The organism is Mucilaginibacter sp. Mucisp73, assembly GCF_059491465.1.
In genome coordinates, this window is sequence record NZ_CP168507.1 from 6,382,374 (window position 1) to 6,399,912 (window position 17,539).

Genomic DNA, 17,539 nt, shown 5'->3' on the forward strand with positions numbered 1-17,539 from the left:
TTTTGAGAGGGCTTTTCTATAATATTTTTCCCAATGATACCCGAAGAGAAACCTCACCATCCATTTAACGAAGATTTTTGCACTTACCTTGAATATCATTTATCAAAGACATTCAGAAATTTTGAAGATAATGAAATAAGACGTTTTTGGTGCGATGGGGTGGCAATGCCATTTGTTGATGAGCAATTAATGGCTAAAAGCGTTAATGACATCCGCAAAATTATAACAAAGGCTTGGATTGGTGCAGACGGGCAAGGGGAGTATGAAATGACGATAAATTTCGGCCCGAAAGCGCTTAGCTGGTATGCACGGGGATTGGATCTGAAAGAATGTGTTCCGTCTGAAGAATCTTTGGATTGGATTACGTTTGCAAGAGATGAAAAGAAAATTGAGTTGCGGATTCTATAACTTTATCATGATACGGAAGCGCATGGCATCTTCATAACAACAAAGCCCTCTCCAAACGTGGCCGTTGCGCAACAGGGCTTAAAATGGCTGAATAATTAATTTGCAGAGCAAATGGTTATTCGGCCATTTGCTTTTATCGCCATCCCTAAAGCGTTTAATGAGTGCTCTGTTATTGAGATACAGGCCGAAAAAGTATTAATAAAAGCATCAGAATGGTTCCCGGGTATTTTTCTTATTCTTCTTCTGACCTTTGTTGAAACGCCATTGACAAGTTTTTTAAGGTTATAGGCAACGGCGGCCATGATCATACATTTATTGGCCAATTCGAGCCCTTTTGTGTTTACCTGTTTCATGCCTGTAAAATTGATCAGGGTGCCCAGTACCGGTTCTACCGTACTTTGTCTTACTTTCCTGGCCTTGCTCCCTTGTCGGGTTTGCATGCGTTCATGCATTTCTATATAAAGGTCTTTAGCTACGGAATCCTTAAACACTTTAAAGCCTTGCAGATTAGCGCAGGTGCTTTTAAGCGGACAGTCCCTGCAATCTTTAACACTGGTACGATATATCTTATGGGTATTATCGTTCTCTGCTTTTTTGAAGTTGTGAAAAGTAAGGTATTTGCCTTCAGGACAAACATACCGGTCTTGCTCCCCGTCATAACTGAAGCCCTGCCGGCTTTCCCTGCTTTGACATCCTGACCTGTTAGGTATGAAGCCTTTAATATGATTATCAGCTAAAAACAGAAGCGCCGCTTCACCGCTATAACCTGTATCGGCAAGCACATCTTCTATTTCCATGCCATTATCTTTAAGGTTTCCGGCGACATGGGTAAGGATATCAGGCAGACATGGTGCATCTCCTCTATCTGCATGAAAGGCCTGGATGTGTGTAATAACGTGGTTTTGTGTATCTACGCTTACATGAGCCGAATAGTTCAGCCGCGTTGTTTTTCCGGGTTTCACCGATAACCGGGCATCAGGGTCTGATGGGCTGTAACGCTTGCTGTTCGCTTTCTTATCAACTTTAGCGTTCTTTCTCGGCTTAGGCTTGGTGTTTTCATCCGGTATGTCCCCAGCCGGGGCTTCATCATTATGATCGTCCAATTGCTTGCCATAAGTTGATGCATCATTCATGATCTCGCGTTCGACCAAACTTGACATAGCTGCATTGGCTTTGACAAATGCGCTATCGATAGCCTGTCTTTTACCTGCTACCAAACCTGCATCAATACACTTTTTCAGAACCTGTTTAAACACAGCTGTAAACTCATCTTCTCCATAAAGCTGGCGTGTGCGGCTTAATGTCGAATGCCAGGGAAGTTCTTCATCCAGATCATATCCTATAAAATAGAGGATATCCATGCGCATACGTGAGGTAGCAATAATGCGCCTATCGCTATTCAGGTTCTCTAAATAACCAACAAGCATTAGTTTGAAAAACACAACCGGGTCAATGCTCTTTTGACCCTCTGTACCATAATATTTGGCCGTTGTATCATAAACAAAGTGGAGATCAAGTATGTCTTTCAAACGCCTGTAGAAGTTATCAGCCGGAACATAGTCTGAAAGCTGAAACCTGATGAAGAGCTTTTCCTGATAATCTTTTTTGCCTTGCATGTCCTTAATATACAAAATAAATCTCTGACTACCAAATAGTTAATCAAAGAAAAAGACCCGATCAAAACTTTATTCGATCGAGTCTTTTCTCAGTTGCGCAACGGCCACAAACAGAAAGGGCTTTCACATTTTATATAGGTAGATGATATAAATTTACTTAACAAATACTGCTTTTCCTTCAACACTTTCCCCGGCAGCTTGTCTTCTTTTATATAATACAAAGAGTGCGGTTGCTAATACCCCGATAATTCCCTCAATACAAACAGCCCTGCGTGGCCCAAGCTCATTGGCTAACCAACCGGCCATCAAACTTCCCACCGGGATCATGCCCTGGTAAGCCATTACATAATAGCTGATAGCCCTTGCCCGCATAGCCGGGATAGCATGGGTTTGGATATAGGTGTTGATGGCCGATGTTTGCGCCATCATACCAACCCCGGTAAATACCATAAATATTAAAGCAAAAGGGAGTTTGCCTGCATAGGCCACCATCAGCACGCTTGTACCAAAAATAAGACTTGCTATCGACATGATCTTTACCAGGTTTTTATTACTCTTCAGGTTAGCCAGATATACAGCACTAATTACTGAGCCTAAACCAGCTGCGCTCTCAAACCAGCTGAAGGTTTTTGCATCGCCATTAAAAAGATCTTTGGCGAAGATTGGCATCAGTGTATTAAATGGTATCACAAACAGGCTGCTTGCAGTAAGCATCAGGATCATGCTGCTCAGGTCGCTGTCACCGGATACGTATCTGAAACCTTCCTGTAATTCTGTCCAGATGCTTTTTTCTGAACGGACAGGCACTATGGTGTTTAGCTTCATCATAAATAAACAGGTGAGCACAGGGATATAGCTCAAAAAGTTGCCGAAGAAACAAACATCCTCACCAAAAGCACTTAATACGATACCTGCAATTGCCGGGCCTGCAATACGTGCCAGGTTGGTCATGGTTGAGTTTAAGGCGATGGCATTAGGCAAATCGGCCTTGTCATCAACCATATCAACCATTAGTGATTGACGGCAGGTAACGTCAAAGGCGTTTACAATGCCCTGCAACAGGCTGAGGCCAATAATAGCGGGAATATTATAGATTTTGAAAAAGATCATGAACGCAAAAGCACCGGCTTGAAGCATGGATACTACCTGGGTAATAACTAAAATGCGGTAACGGTTATGCCTATCAACAATACTGCCCGCATAGGGTGCCAATATTAATGACGGGATCAGGCTGACAAAACTCACAATCCCTAATAAAAGGGCCGAACCGGTGAGGCGATAAACCAGCCAGCTCACTGCTGTTTTTTGCATCCATGTGCCAATGAGGGATATTGACTGACCGTAAAAAAACAGCTTAAAATTACGGTACTTTAAAGAGCGAAACACATTCATTTGTTCAATTCATAACAAAAGCAAATTCAGGGGAGTACTTAATGCAAGACTATTGAATTGTTTTATGCTGCAAATATCGCCCATATCAATACATTTGTAAAATAGATTGTTTTAATAGGATTGATAGATAAAAACGATTGATTATGGAATTGCGTCAACTGCAATACTTTGTTAAGGCTGCCGAAACCATGAACTTTACCGAGGCTGCCGCTGCGGTATTCATTACACAAAGCACGCTATCGCAACAAATAAAGCAGCTTGAAGAGGAGCTGGGCATGCTTTTGTTCGACAGGATAGGCAAGCATGTACGGATCACTGAGGCTGGTCATATATTTTTAACTCATGCCCGCAAGATTCTTAACGATGTGCAGCGAAGCAAGCAGGCCATCAGTGAATTGCAAAATGCTACCATCGGCGAGCTTAACCTTGGCGTTTCGTACGCTTTTACTTCTTTGCTGTTACCTGCATTGGCACCCTTCAGTACTAAATATCCCGGTATCAAGATCTTTATCACTTATGGCAGCCCCGAAGAATTGGAAAAGAAACTGCGCCTTGCCGAGCTGGATATGATCCTCGCTTTCCACAATGAAAGTGATGACGAAGACCTGGAAATGCAGGAATTGTTTAGTTCGAGCGTGGTAATGGTGGTATCTAAAAATAATCCGCTGGCCCAACTCAAGAAAGTAAGCCCGGAAGAGCTTGCCAAACTCGATCTCATCTTGCCGGGAAAAGGCTTCAGCTCACGCGATTTTATTAATGATTTGTTTAACCGTAAAAAGATAGTGCCCAATATTAAAATTGAGCTCAATGATGTGCATTCATTACTGGCCCTGGTTGAGAACGGCCATTGGGCAACTATCCTGAATGAAAAAGCTATAATAGGCTGGAATAAAGTAACCGCCATCCCCATCGAATCAAAGGATATCAAACGGCAATCATATATCCTTTGGCAAAAAGGCGTTTACCGCAAACGTGCGGCTATTTTATTTATTGAGGAATTGATGCGGGTGATGGAGAGTGAATAAAACTTTTATCTCTAATCACTTTTCTTGGTAAAAAATACGCCAAGTACCCCGCCCAGTATCGCCTCAAAATAAGGCAATATCTTGCTGGTTTGTTCAAAGGAATCTTTGGCATATTGCTGACCGTGCTGAAATTGATCTTTAGGGATCATAACCAGAACCACCAGCAGGAAACCTATATAAAAAATGCTTACCAACAATGATAGCCTGTAAAAGAAAATATCTATTTGTGCATTGTCGTATTTGTTTTCCTGACTATAAGCCACTATAAAACCTGTTGTAATGAGAGTGAGGTAGGGGACAAGATGCTGTAATAACCATGATGCAATATCTGTAATGGTCTCTTTACCGGTCATCTGCCATAAAATTACGTAAATCAAAAGCAATGCGGATGAACAAAACCAAACTGTTGTTAGCTTTTTCTGGGCTTTATATTTAATGATCGAGGCCATAATCAGGGTTGTAAGCTTTCGGCTATGTGTGATTTTTGGAGATGGGTTTGAGCATTGAACCGGGGTGATAACAAAGGTGACAAATGTGTGTTGGCCTCCTCCGATTTAAATTCATAAACAATTACGGTGCAATTATATCCCGGCTTAAAAGGTTTCTTTTTAATGGCATCAGGTAAAACATTGGCCGCCATACGGATCCATTCCAGTGCATTGCCTGCGGTTACAGGGGTGTTAGTTGCATTAAATGGCACATCCGTTACTAAAAAAGCGAAAACCCTGAAATATCCTTTACGGGGAGCAAAAAAGTCTAACAGGCTCATGCTTTGGTACCGCCCTTCAGAAAAACGGTCACTGCCGCTAACGGAAGTAGCATCGTCATTAATTTCTTCTACTTTGGTAACTACTACAAAGCCATCAGGAATAGCGTAGTACCCAACGTCACCATAATTGCAATTTGATGAAGTAATGGCCCTATAGATGATATTGCTTGCATCGCCTAACAACTGGCAGCTGCTAAAAATCGCATCGTCAAGTACCGCGTAAGTGTAACCTATCGGCGGAGGAAAAGGGAAAGACTTAATAGGGGCAACTGCTTTGTCAAAAGCCATTATCAGGGTATCCTGCGATAACGCCTGGAAATTTTGTTTCTGATCGGTAGTGAGCAATTGACTGGCTTTTTGACGAGTTTCAGTCTGTAATATCATTAAACTATGTTCAGATACAACAGGCGACATCCGTCTAAGGTCGTTTGCTTTTATTTTATAAGCTCTTAATAATGAATCAAACCTCCTTTGCTGTTCTGTTGAAAACGCATAACGGGTGGGTATACGGCGCATAATAACCTGAGGGGTAGACTGTGGCCTGGGGTGGCTGGTTATTTGTGCAAAGGCCAGGTCGCTCATGATACATAAATACCAAAGCAATGCACTTTTAAAGTGGTTCATACCAATTACTTTAAGGTTAAACTATTTGATAGAAACTAACGGTGCCGTTGTAACATATAAGGCAAAAGCTTTATTCAAAAGGCTGCCTGTAGCGTACGTTCCAAATATAAACGATGGTATTTTAAACAACGTGAGTAGTTTTACTCAATATGATAAATGTGAGTGCGTAATTTTACCTGAATCAGGTGGTTGATGATCAGTATGTTAGGTGGCTGATTACTTTTTCATCTCTTCTCTTACCGCCCTCAAAAACTCATTAGGGTGTTTGGAGCCGATGATATAAAGCAGTCCGTCACGATCTGTAAGATGAATAGCTTCGTTGCCTGAAGTAAAAAAACGGATGGTACCTTTGGTATGCAGGTTATAAACAGGATTGTTAAAAAGATAACGGCTATAGGTACCTTTTTCAGCCTTGACAATGCTGTTCAAATCTATTTTTACCAGTTTGGTTGTCCATAAGCCATCGAGCATAACGCTTTTGTTTTCTACACGGGTACGAAAATGCAGCAGGAACCCCATAATAATGGAAATAATGATAATGGCAAAACCCACAACAACCAGTAAATCGCCGTTGCGTTCACGTTCGTCAGTAAAAAAATAGGCTGCAAAACAAAACATGGCTAAAACCAGGCGTATGGTTAGCGGTATAAATTCCCGGCCAAGGTATTGTTTTTCGGTAAAAACGGATTTATCGCTCATGTTAGTTTAAACAGTTCGAAGATAGTAACTTTTTTAGTGTTATCACTCACTTTATACCTTTCGTCGGGGCGATAGCCGCCAACCCACATAATTTCGCCATTGCCGTTTACAAGGATTGGGATTTCTTTCTTTTGGTGCAACGGCACTTTTTGATTAATAAAAAAGTCGCTCAGCTTTTTTTGGCCCTTCATCCCCAAAGGAAAAAAATGATCGCCCTCGTGCCAGGTACGCATTTTTAACGGATAAACTAACTTATCAGCATCAATGGATACTGCCAACGGATTATCTTTTATAATCAGCGGACTATCATCATGCAACAGGTTAAGCTTATAAACGCCAAAATTTGCCTCGTGGTCTGTAGCATTGATAATAACTTCGGTTAGGTGGGTCGCTGTTTTTTGTTTGAGAATGATGTTTTCCCTGTCGAGCAATAAGGTATGTGTTCCGGACTCAAATACCCGGCCCGGATGTTTATCAAGTGAGGCAATGAGATCGTCGATGGTAGTTTCATTAAAACCGTATTCATCCAACAGCTTAAAAAGAAGCAGCCGTTTGGGGTTTAGGTTTTTTACTTTGGTAATGGGCAGGTATGTGAGGTCATTATGTATCTGCGGCAACGTTTGCCTTAATTCATCAAGCTTAAGTTCAAGCAATAGTTCCAGGTCACGGAAATGGAGCAGGTTGTTTTCAAATGTTTTTTCCAGCGATGGGTTCAGTTCCTTCAGCTTAGGTACTACTTCAAGTCTGATCTTATTACGGGCATATTTTGCTGATGCGTTAGAGCTGTCCTCCACAAAAGTTAAACCTTCGGTTGTAACAATGGTCTGTATTTCTGTACGGCTGAGGAACAGCAACGGGCGCACCAACTTGCCGTTTTTAGGTAAAATCCCGTGCAAACCGGCAATTCCTGTGCCACGTGTAAGGTTTAACAATATTGTTTCGATAGTATCGTTTTGGTGGTGAGCAAGCGCAACAACCTCATAACCTGATTGCTGACCGATGGTATCAAACCACTGATAACGTAAATCGCGGGCTGCCATTTGGATCGAGATCTTGTTTTCGGCAGCGTATTGTTTTGTATCAAAATTGATGGTATGGAAAGGTATGCCGAGGGTTGTGGCGAGGTCACGGCAAAAGGCCTGATCGCGCAGGGCTTCATTACCACGCAGTTGAAAGTTACAATGGGCAATGCCAAAATCATAACCCGCGGCTTTAAGCAGGTGTACCATTAAAACCGAATCGATGCCGCCGCTTACAGCTGCCAGTATTTTGGCAGCAGGCGTAAATAAGCTGTTTTGCTCAATAAAATTAACAAACTGATTAACTGGCAGCATTCATCAAAATTATTAATTTAATAACCCCAACAAAAAACTAATTTTGCCATTGTGAGGAAATACGTTTTATGCTTTTTGTTTTTGGCGATGGCAACTGCAGCTATGGCTCAAAAAAAATCAATTGTAAACCTGATACAATCTGAACGAAGCACCGGCGGAAAAACGGCCAGCGGTAAACAGCTGATTAAGGTATATAAAGGTGTGTTTAAGCAGGATTACTCTATCCTCCGGTCGGATAGTGCTTACTTTTATCCCAGCGATAATGCTTTTGACGCCTTTGGTAATGTAAACATAAACCAGGGCGATACGCTGAACATATTTTCGGATAAGCTGAACTATAACGGCAATACCAAAACGGCCATCCTTACCGATAATGTTAAAATGGTTGACCGTGATGCCACACTAACCACTAATTATCTTACCTATAATACGGCCAGCCGTATAGGTACTTATACAGGCGGCGGAAAGTTGGTGAATAAGGACAATGTGCTTACCAGTAAAAACGGTTACTATTTTGCTTTTAGCCGCGACTCATATTTCAGGTACGATGTTGTGCTCACCACACCCGATGCTTTGATAAAAAACGATACCCTTAAGTATAACACGGGTACGCGTATTGCCTATTTTTTCGGCCCAACCAATATTTACGGTACTAAGGACAAGGATACCCTGTATACCGAAAACGGGTTGTATAATACCGTTACTGAGCAAGCGTATTTTGGTAAAAAAAACTCATACAGACAGGGTACCAAATCATTAAAAGGGGACAGCCTTTTTTACGATAAGCTAAAAGGATATGGCCGCGCGGTAAAGAACATCACCTTCGAAGACAAGGAACAAAAAGTAACCATTAAAGGCGACCTGGGTACTTATTACAGGGCCGAAGAAAAAACTGTTGTTACCGAAAATGCCTATGTGGTACTGATCTCCGAGCAAAAGGACACCAGTAAAACCGATACCACAGCTAAGCAATTACCCGCCGCAAATAAGAATGCCAAAGCGGCGGCCAAAAAAGTAACTGATCTTACTAAAATTGCAAATGCTATAAAGCCTGATAGCAGCCATAGGGCCCCGGCCAATACCATGCCCATTAAGCAGCCATTTGCCATAGGCAAAAAGGATAGTGCCAATGTTGATATGGCGGCTACGCTGGTACAGAGTGCTTTAAAAAATAATAAAGATGCCAATGCCGATGCTTTGATTAAAGCTACAACGCAGGCTAAAAAAGGGAACGAAAAGCTGATCGATTCGGCACTGAAGGCGGCGGCCCCGGCGTTAAAAAACAATAAAGATAAAGCGAATATAAAAAACATAGGCACCCTGGCCGGGGTGGCCGATGCTATTAAGCCTGGGGTTGCTAAAGTAGCAGGAAAGCTTGTCCCAATAAAAACAATTGTGGCGCCAAAAGATACCAGCCACATCAAACGCGATTCGATATACATGACTGCCGATACCATTGAAACGCAGATCATGACCTATAAAAACCAAAAAATTTACCAGGAACGCCAGCGGACCTTACGTGATACTACACTAAAACAGCGTAAACTGGCAGCAGATAAAAAATCGTCAAAGTTCCTCACTGCTTATTATATAAGGGTGCCTAAAGATACAAGTTATTTTCACCGCGATTTTTTTGGAAAGCCTAAACCGGTAAATGATTCATTACAACGGAAAAAGGACGCACTCGCTGCCGCTAAAAAAGCAAAACAGGATAGTATATACCGTGAACAAATGCAACGCGACCCGGTTTTTAAACAATACCCGGTTAATTTGAAAGATACGGCACGCGTGCGGATGCTTATTGGCCATCATCACGTTAAGATTTTTAAATCAGATCTGCAGGCTAAATCCGATTCGGTATTTTACAGCAACAGCGATTCTACCATGCGCATGTATGTAAACCCGATTATCTGGACACAGGGTTCGCAGTTGAGTGGCGATACCGTATATATGCAAATGCGCCATAAAAAGCTGGATAATATTGAACTTTTCCCCTCGGCATTTATCGTAAATATTGAAAAGGATGACTCAACGCATTTTAACCAGGTATCTGGTAAAAAAATGCGGGGGTATTTTAAAGACGATAAGCTTGACCAGATGTATACGTTTGGCAATGCCGAAACCATTTATTTCCAACGCGACAGCGGCAGGGTTTCGGGTATGCAGCGGTCATTAAGCAGCCGGATCCGTACCGTTTTTAAAAAGAACCAGGCTACAGATATTTACTTTTTAACCAAGCCCGAAAATCGTTATATCCCTATCGAAAAAGTTAAAGAGGATGATAAGATATTGAAAGGTTTTTTGTGGAAACCTAAAGAGCGTCCGGCATCAAAAGAAGACATTATTAAAAAGCGTAGTAAAAAAGCACCGGCGACTAAATCTCCAGGGAAAAATGCTCCTGCTAAACCCGGAACTGCTAAGCCGGGAGTGAGCCTCAAAACGGATAGCCTGAAGAGCCCCGGAATAAAAAACATCCCGGATAGTACCCTAAAAGTTGATACTGGGAAGAATAATGCGATAAAATTTAAAAAGGATACGATAATCAGAAATTTTGCGCCAAAACTGCCCGGAAATGGGCAGAAAAAGGACAGTATTGTTAACAAAACGCCATCTGTTAAGAAAAACTGACCCAAAATGAAAAAAAAGTAACATTTTTTATCAAAAAAATTAGTCTACTAATTCTATAGTGCTTATATTTGACTAATTGTTATTATCGTTCTAACCAATTAGTTCTTTATGATAAATAATGAGGTCAGTCAACTTAAATTTAAAAAAGAGACAGCCGGCGGGCTATCTCTTTTTTTCTGCCTCTTTTTAAAACATGTTTAAACAGCTGTTTTATTTGTCAATAAAGTAAACATCATCAATCGTGGTATGTTATCTCAATAAACAAACTGCCATGATCGATCAAAAAGACACCACTCCGGCCGCGAAAGACGGGAAATATGAGTTCCTGATTAACTACTCAGAACGTGAGCTTACCTGCCGTGTTGAAAAGGAGCAAAATAAGCTGCATGTTTTTATTGATAACAACATCAATGCCGAGCTGGAATTGCAACCCGACGGCAGCCTTACCCAGGCCAGCGGTAACGCCCTGCCCGAATCAACAATTGAGTTTATAAAAAAGCACATCATGGAAAGGTAGGAGATAAAACTGTTGCTTTAAACTTGGGGATGGTATTTAAAGGCTCTCGTTAAATTCCCGTAACATACTTGAAACCGCTTCTGTCAGCAGGTAAGCTTCGGGCGAAAGCGGGCAGAACAATGGTGGCCAAGAGCGCAGGAAAGGGCATAGCAAGTTTTTGCAGAAGCGGGGCCGGTGAAGTCAGGGCAAAATAATTGCAGCCCGTGGTTCTGCCCGGTTTGCAGGGCAAGGCCTTGCGCGCAAAGAAGCCTATCTGCTGACTTGGGATCAAGCAGAAAAATTGTGGGGGAATAAAAAAAGTGTTTGCTTTGCAGGCAGAAATAAAAACGTCCACACTTGTCAGCTGCATACGAAACCCTTGTCCGTCTTATCTTGCCCGAAGGGCTTTTGGAATACTTTGAACTTACTGATGTCCTTTCCTCAGAGAACGGCCAATTGAACATTTACCTTGAGGAAAAGAATCTTCCGCCAGCAGGTTATGGCAAGCAACAACTTGAGTCAAAAGGCTTCTTACCGGAGACGGCTATTCAGGATTTTCCTATCCGGGGCCACAAAGTAGCTCTTTGCATTAAAAGGCGCAGATGGGAAGTTAAAGCAAGTGGTGAGATCATCACAAGGGACTGGAACTTAGTTAGAAAAGGAGCGCGAATGACAACGGAATTCGGCACTTTTTTAAAAGGTATATTTGGATAATAACCCGATCAGCTGTCATTTGTTAGGGCGGCTTTATACAGTTGATGGCAAACAGCTACAGCAGCAATACAAAGACTTTCTGAGCGATTTTCATAGCTGGGATCAAAAAGAACATGCAGATGAATGGATGCTGTTTGAACAAAACATAGGGCCATCGCTAAGCATAGACGAAACAGCATTGAGCAATGGTGAACTCTATACCATTATCACCAATAAGGAAGCTAAAGGTGGCAAGAAGGCAATTGTAGCTATGCTAAGGGGCACACAAACGGAGCAGATCATAAAAGTTATCGAACGCATACCGCTGCGTAAAAGGAATAAGGTAAAAGAAGTGACGATGGATATGGCGGCAAACATGATCAAAGCTATCCGCAGGTGTTTTAGCAATGCGAGCCGTGTGATCGACAGGTTCCATGTGCAAAAATTAGCATATGATGCACTACAGGAAGCTCGTATAAAATATCGGTGGGAAGCGCTGGATGCAGAAAGCAGGGCAATTGAACAAGCCAGGCAAAACAAGCAATCTTATCAGCCTGAGCTATTCAGCAATGGCGATACACTAAAACAATTGCTTGCCAGAAGCCGCTACCTGTTGTTTAAGCATCAGTCCAGGTGGACTGCCGCACAAAAAGAAAGAGCCGATCTGCTTTTTCCACGATACCCGGAACTGCTCAAAGCTTATAAACTGGCTATAGGATTGGGTAATATATTCACCATCTGCAAAAGCAAGCAAATCGCCTTTAAAAGATTAGCGCTATGGTATAATCATGTGGAGGATGCCGCAATTGATGCATTTAAGACCGTCGCAAGATCTGTTCATCAACATTATGAATCTATCCTGAATTTCTTTGATAACAGGAGCACAAATGCCTCTGCCGAATCTTTTAATGCGAAAATAAAAGCTTTCAGAGCTACTTCAAGAGGTGTTAGGGATACTACTTTCTTCTTATTCAGATTAGCTAAAATCTATGCTTAACCTTTTAATCCCACAACTTTTCCTCATGACCCCTGACTTGATTTATTCGCGAAGTTATTTTGCTTTATAGGTGCTCATGAGCTCGCTCGGCTCGGTTTTGGTTCTTTTTATCAAGAAAAAGCACAAAGCCAATCCGCGGCGATTGAGCGGGCCAATGTAACTTGGATACCGTAGCAGCCCTTACATGCCCCCAACAAGCATCTTCTAAAAATTTTCGGTTTTAAAATATTATTCGTTAATCTTGAACGGTATTCTTAACCAGGTAAATCCTGTGCGCTGTTCCAATTATCGGCGCTTTATTATATATACATTTTATGAACAAAACTAAAGTAGCCATACTGGGTGCCGGTTTTATCACCGATATTCACATGGAATCATACCATCGTTTCATTCCCGAAGCTGATGTGGTGGCCTGCTATGCCCGCAACCCGGAAAAAGCCAAGGCCTTCGCCGAAAAATATCACATAGCCCAATGGTTCGATGATGTTGATAAACTCATCGCCGAATCGGGCTGCGAAGTGGTGGATATCTGCCTGCCAAATTATCTGCATGCCGAAGCCACCATCAAAGCCGCGAAAGCAGGCAAGCATGTTATTATCGAAAAACCACTTGCCGTTACGCTTGAGGAGGCCGACGAAATGATTGCCGTATGCAAGGCCAACAATGTAAAACTGATGTACGCCGAAGAGCTGTGCTTTGCACCCAAATATGAGCGGGCAAGGCATTTGGTAAAAGAGGGCGCCGTTGGCGAGATCTATATGCTGAAGCAGGGCGAAAAACATTCCGGTCCACATTCGGATTGGTTTTATGATATCAATTTTTCGGGCGGTGGGGCGATCATGGATATGGGTTGCCATGCATTAGGCTGGTTTAGGTGGATGCTGGACAACGCTAAACCCAAAAGTGTTTACGCCAGCATGAGCACCGTATTGCATAAAGGCCGCACCAGGGGCGAGGATAATTCGGTAATTATTGTTGAGTTTGAAAACGGGGTAACCGCTGTTGCCGAAAACAGTTGGGCCAAACACGGTGGCATGGATGATAGGTGTGAGATTCACGGGCTTGGCGGAGTTATTTATGCCGATTTATTTATGGGCAATGCGGCGGTAACCTACAGTAGGGATGGATATGGCTATGCCATGGAAAAATCAGACACCACACAGGGCTGGAGTTTCACCATTTTTGAAGAGGCTTTTAATCAGGGCTATCCGCATGAGCTAAAGCACTTTATTGATTGTGTACAAAATAATAAAACCCCGCTGGTAACCGGTGAGGACGGCCGGGCTGTGCTCGAACTCATCTATGCTGCCTATGCATCTGCTGGAGCCGGAAAAAAAATTGAGCTGCCATTTTCGGCAAAGATTGATAAACCTGTAAATCTTTGGCTCGATAATAAATAGAAAATGAAACTACATATATATCCTGATTATAATACCATGTCGAAAGCTGCCGCCGATTTGGTAGTTACCCTGGTTAACCAAAAGCCCGATGCACTGATCTGCTTCCCATCCGGAGATTCGCCAACCGGCATGTTCAGCTACCTGGTTCAATATGCAAACCTTGGCCGGGTTGATTTTAGCCAAACCAATTTTGTGGGCCTGGATGAATGGGTTGGCCTCGACCGTACTAATGATGGCAGCTGCACTTATTTCCTCGAAAAGCACTTTTTTACGCCGCTTAATATTTCGCCCGGAAAAGTAAAGTTCTTTAACGCTGTTGCTGATGACCTGGATGCCGAATGCCAGGCCATGAATAAACATATTGATAACCATGGCGGATTGGATATGATGGTGGTTGGAGTAGGGCTTAACGGTCACATTGGCCTTAACGAGCCTGGTGCTGATTTTCATTCTTATGCACATCATTCGCCTTTAGCAGCTATTACTGTAGAAGTTGCTCAAAAATACTTTACTACTGATACAGTTTTAACCGAGGGCATTACCCTTGGCTTACGGCATTTAGCCGAAGCTGCTGTACCGGTGCTGATAGCCAGCGGAAGTAAAAAAGCACCAATTATTGCTGAGGCATTGCAAGGATGTGTTACCAACGATGTACCGGCATCAATATTTAAAACGCTGCAAAATGCGCAGATATTTATGGATGATGCCGCGGCCGCACAACTGGAGGCTTAAAGCTAAAGACTGAAGGCAAAAATTTAAAGCTTTCAGCTTTCGGTCTTCTGCTTTCAGCTTTATAAAACCTATTGACAATTAAACAGTTTATTAACCATAACCAATTGTAACTATGCCTCAAGATCCCCAAAATGCTAAAGATCAGTTTACCTATGATGCTATAGTGATAGGCTCTGGTATTAGCGGCGGATGGGCAGCGAAGGAGCTTTGCGAACAAGGTTTAAAAACGCTTGTACTTGAACGGGGCCGGGATGTGCAGCATATTAAGGATTATCCAACAGCAACTATGGATCCCTGGGAGTTTAAGCACCGGGGCGAAATGACGAAGGATTTTCTGAAAGACAACCCACTGATCAGCAGAGCTGCCGGTTATGGCGAGGACGATGCCCATTTCTTCGTAAAAGATAAAGATCATCCTTACATACAGGAAAAACCGTTCGACTGGATCCGAGGTTATCAGGTTGGTGGTAAGTCGCTTACCTGGGGGAGGGCTTGCCAGCGATGGAGCAAGTTTGAGTTTGAAAACCCGGCCCGTTTTGGTTACGGCATTGAATGGCCTATTAGTTACGATGATGTGGCGCCATGGTACTCACATGTAGAAAAATTCATAGGCGTTTGCGGTAATAAAGACGGCATTGAGGCTATGCCCGACGGGGAGTTTTTGCCTCCTTTTGATATGAACGCAGTGCAGGAACATATCAGCAAAAAGATAAAAGAAAACTATCCCGACAGGCACCTGGTACATGCCCGCTGGGCGCATATTACAAAACCGGAGCAAATTCATATAGATCAGGGCCGGGTTAAATGTATGGCGCGCAACCTGTGTATGCGCGGTTGTCCGTTCGGTGGTTATTTTAGCTCAGTGAGTTCAACGCTGCCCTGGGCCAAAAAAACGGGTAACCTCACTATACGTCCCTTTTCGGTAGTGCATTCAATTATTTATGACGAAAAGCTTGGCAAAGCTACTGGGGTAAAAGTTATCGATACCAATACCAAAGCGGAGTTCATGTATAATGCCCGGATCATTTTCATGAATGCTTCGGCATTGAATACTAACCTCATCCTGCTCAATTCAAAATCAGAAAGGTTCCCGAACGGGCTTGGCAATGATAATGGCCTGCTGGGTAAATACATCGCTTTTCAAAATTACCGGGCATCGGTAACGGCAGATATGAATGGTTTTTTAGACCGTTATTATTTCGGTCGAAACCCAACCGAGCTAATCCTCGCCAACTATCGTAACCTCCATAAACAGGAAACTGACTATAAGGGCGGTTTTACTACTTTTATGGGAGCATATCGTAACCGGGGGCCAAAAGAAACGGCAGAGGGTGAAATAGGAGGCGCTTACAAAGATTCGCTTACCGAACCTGGCGGATGGAGTGTATATATGTACATCCAAGGCGAAACCATACCCAAGGCCAGTAATCATGTGCGCTTAAGTCCGGATAAAAAAGATCAGTGGGGCATTCCGTTGCTGATCACATCTGTTGAGTATGATGATAATGATGAACGGATGATACAGGACTTTTTAACCCAGACTGCTGATATGTTTGAGAAAGCCGGCTGTACCAATATTCAAAAGCACGAAAACAAACAGGCGCCGGGCCTCGATATCCATGAAATGGGAGGGGTGCGCATGGGGAAAGATCCAAAAACATCGCTGCTTAACCAATGGAACCAGCTCCACTTGTGCAAAAACGTGTTTGTGACCGATGGCGCTTGTATGGCGACTACCGGAAACCAAAGCCCTTCAATTTTGTATATGGCTTTAACGGCCCGTGCTGCTACTTATGCGGTGGGTGAATTTAAAAAGGGAAATCTTTAACACTTACTAATTAAACATAACACCAATGAACAAGGTATTTTTAATAGCATTAACAGCCATCGCCATAAGCGGCTGCCATTCATCCACCCCAAAAAACTATAATAACGACAGCACCGTTGTTGCCGATACCAACAAAAAAACGGCGGTCACAACTACTGGATTTGAGCCATTATTTGATGGTAAAACTACCGACGGCTGGCATGCATACGGTAAACCGGCACCGGGTTTGGCCTGGAAAGCAGAAGATGGCGTACTGCATCTTGACGCATCGCAAAAAGGCGACTGGCAAAGCAAAAACGGCGGCGACATGGTTAGCAATGGTGAATATGAAAATTTCGACCTGAAGCTGGAGTGGAAAATTTCCAAAGGCGGTAACAGCGGGATCCTGTTTCATGTTAAGGAAGATACTACTAAATACAAATACAGCTACTTTACCGGCCCCGAATGCCAGGTTGTTGATAACAAGGAGAACGAAGACGGCAAACTCATCAAACACCGTGCAGGTGATCTGTACGATCTGATCTCCATATCAAAAGAAGTAGTTAAACCTGCCGGCGAATGGAACCAGGTGGAGATAGTTTGCAATAACAGCAAGCTTGATTTTACTATCAATGGCGAGCATGTATTGTCAACTACGCTATGGGATGATAACTGGAAAAAACTGGTAGCAGGTAGTAAGTTTAAAGAATGGCCCGATTTCGGCACCTTTAAAACCGGCCACATCGTATTGCAGGATCATGGCGCTGATGTGTGGTACAGGAATATTGAGATTAAGAAGTTATAAGGCTTGTTCATGACTAAATCGTCATTATTGTGAGTTGGAAAATTTGACGTGTGAAGACTTACGAAGTTTCTGAAACTTCGTAAGTCTGGATTCTACAACTTGACGATATATTTC

General features: G+C 42.8%; 16 protein-coding genes. 10 read left to right on the forward strand and 6 right to left on the reverse strand.

Features of this window, described 5'->3' with window-relative positions; translation table 11 throughout:
- Positions 1 to 33 precede the first annotated feature (33 nt).
- Entirely contained in the window at positions 34 to 408 is a 375-nt protein-coding gene (locus tag ACEN82_RS26590; RefSeq protein ID WP_413322983.1) for a hypothetical protein, read from the forward strand.
- 95 nt (positions 409 to 503) lie between these two features.
- On the opposite strand, the gene ACEN82_RS26595 is transcribed toward ACEN82_RS26590, so the two are convergent.
- Positions 504 to 2,024: an IS1182 family transposase gene (locus ACEN82_RS26595; RefSeq protein WP_495643978.1), complete on the reverse strand. Its 1,521-nt coding sequence runs from the start codon at positions 2,022 to 2,024 to the stop codon at positions 504 to 506.
- 153 nt (positions 2,025 to 2,177) lie between these two features.
- Positions 2,178 to 3,416, reverse strand: a complete 1,239-nt coding sequence (locus tag ACEN82_RS26600; protein WP_175490116.1) for an MFS transporter — start codon at positions 3,414 to 3,416, stop codon at positions 2,178 to 2,180.
- A 143-nt stretch (positions 3,417 to 3,559) separates the two neighbouring features.
- Here ACEN82_RS26600 and ACEN82_RS26605 point away from each other — a divergent pair, with 143 nt between their 5' ends.
- Entirely contained in the window at positions 3,560 to 4,441 is an 882-nt protein-coding gene (locus ACEN82_RS26605; RefSeq protein WP_413323113.1) for a LysR substrate-binding domain-containing protein, read from the forward strand.
- Positions 4,442 to 4,452: 11 nt separating this feature from the next.
- Here ACEN82_RS26605 and ACEN82_RS26610 read toward each other — a convergent pair whose 3' ends face one another.
- The 4 genes from ACEN82_RS26610 to tilS form a co-directional block, all read right to left on the reverse strand.
- Entirely contained in the window at positions 4,453 to 4,890 is a 438-nt protein-coding gene (locus tag ACEN82_RS26610; RefSeq protein ID WP_090534471.1) for a hypothetical protein, read from the reverse strand.
- Positions 4,891 to 4,892: 2 nt separating this feature from the next.
- Positions 4,893 to 5,834, reverse strand: a complete 942-nt coding sequence (locus tag ACEN82_RS26615; RefSeq protein ID WP_413323114.1) for a hypothetical protein — start codon at positions 5,832 to 5,834, stop codon at positions 4,893 to 4,895.
- Positions 5,835 to 6,050: 216 nt separating this feature from the next.
- The gene (locus tag ACEN82_RS26620) at positions 6,051 to 6,533 is read right to left on the reverse strand and encodes a hypothetical protein (protein ID WP_413323115.1); all 483 of its coding nucleotides are present in this window, start codon (positions 6,531 to 6,533) and stop codon (positions 6,051 to 6,053) included.
- Positions 6,530 to 7,867 (reverse strand): tRNA lysidine(34) synthetase TilS, encoded by a 1,338-nt coding sequence (tilS, locus tag ACEN82_RS26625; protein WP_413323116.1) that lies wholly within the window; start codon positions 7,865 to 7,867, stop codon positions 6,530 to 6,532. Before tilS ends, ACEN82_RS26620 begins: the two co-directional genes overlap by 4 nt.
- Positions 7,868 to 7,969: 102 nt before the next feature.
- Between tilS and ACEN82_RS26630 the strand changes: the two genes are divergently transcribed.
- The 8 genes from ACEN82_RS26630 to ACEN82_RS26665 all read left to right on the forward strand — a co-directional run bounded on the left by ACEN82_RS26630 (position 7,970) and on the right by ACEN82_RS26665 (position 17,425).
- Positions 7,970 to 10,495, forward strand: a complete 2,526-nt coding sequence (locus ACEN82_RS26630) for an OstA-like protein (RefSeq protein WP_495644048.1) — start codon at positions 7,970 to 7,972, stop codon at positions 10,493 to 10,495.
- Between the two features lie 271 nt (positions 10,496 to 10,766).
- On the forward strand, positions 10,767 to 11,012 hold the full coding sequence (locus ACEN82_RS26635; RefSeq protein ID WP_495644049.1) for a hypothetical protein: 246 nt from the start codon (positions 10,767 to 10,769) through the stop codon (positions 11,010 to 11,012).
- Between the two features lie 336 nt (positions 11,013 to 11,348).
- Positions 11,349 to 11,705: an ISAon1 family transposase N-terminal region protein gene (locus ACEN82_RS26640; RefSeq protein ID WP_090533812.1), complete on the forward strand. Its 357-nt coding sequence runs from the start codon at positions 11,349 to 11,351 to the stop codon at positions 11,703 to 11,705.
- Entirely contained in the window at positions 11,698 to 12,681 is a 984-nt protein-coding gene (locus ACEN82_RS26645; RefSeq protein ID WP_495644010.1) for an ISAon1 family transposase, read from the forward strand. The genes ACEN82_RS26640 and ACEN82_RS26645 overlap by 8 nt, the downstream gene beginning before the upstream one ends.
- Positions 12,682 to 12,995: 314 nt before the next feature.
- Positions 12,996 to 14,081, forward strand: a complete 1,086-nt coding sequence (locus ACEN82_RS26650) for a Gfo/Idh/MocA family protein (protein ID WP_413321516.1) — start codon at positions 12,996 to 12,998, stop codon at positions 14,079 to 14,081.
- Between the two features lie 3 nt (positions 14,082 to 14,084).
- Positions 14,085 to 14,813, forward strand: a complete 729-nt coding sequence (locus ACEN82_RS26655; protein ID WP_413321515.1) for a 6-phosphogluconolactonase — start codon at positions 14,085 to 14,087, stop codon at positions 14,811 to 14,813.
- 112 nt (positions 14,814 to 14,925) lie between these two features.
- The gene (locus ACEN82_RS26660; protein WP_413321514.1) at positions 14,926 to 16,641 is read left to right on the forward strand and encodes a GMC oxidoreductase; all 1,716 of its coding nucleotides are present in this window, start codon (positions 14,926 to 14,928) and stop codon (positions 16,639 to 16,641) included.
- Positions 16,642 to 16,666: 25 nt separating this feature from the next.
- A complete protein-coding gene (locus ACEN82_RS26665; protein ID WP_413321513.1) occupies positions 16,667 to 17,425 on the forward strand; it encodes a 3-keto-disaccharide hydrolase in 759 nt (252 codons plus the stop codon).
- Positions 17,426 to 17,539: the final 114 nt, after the last annotated feature.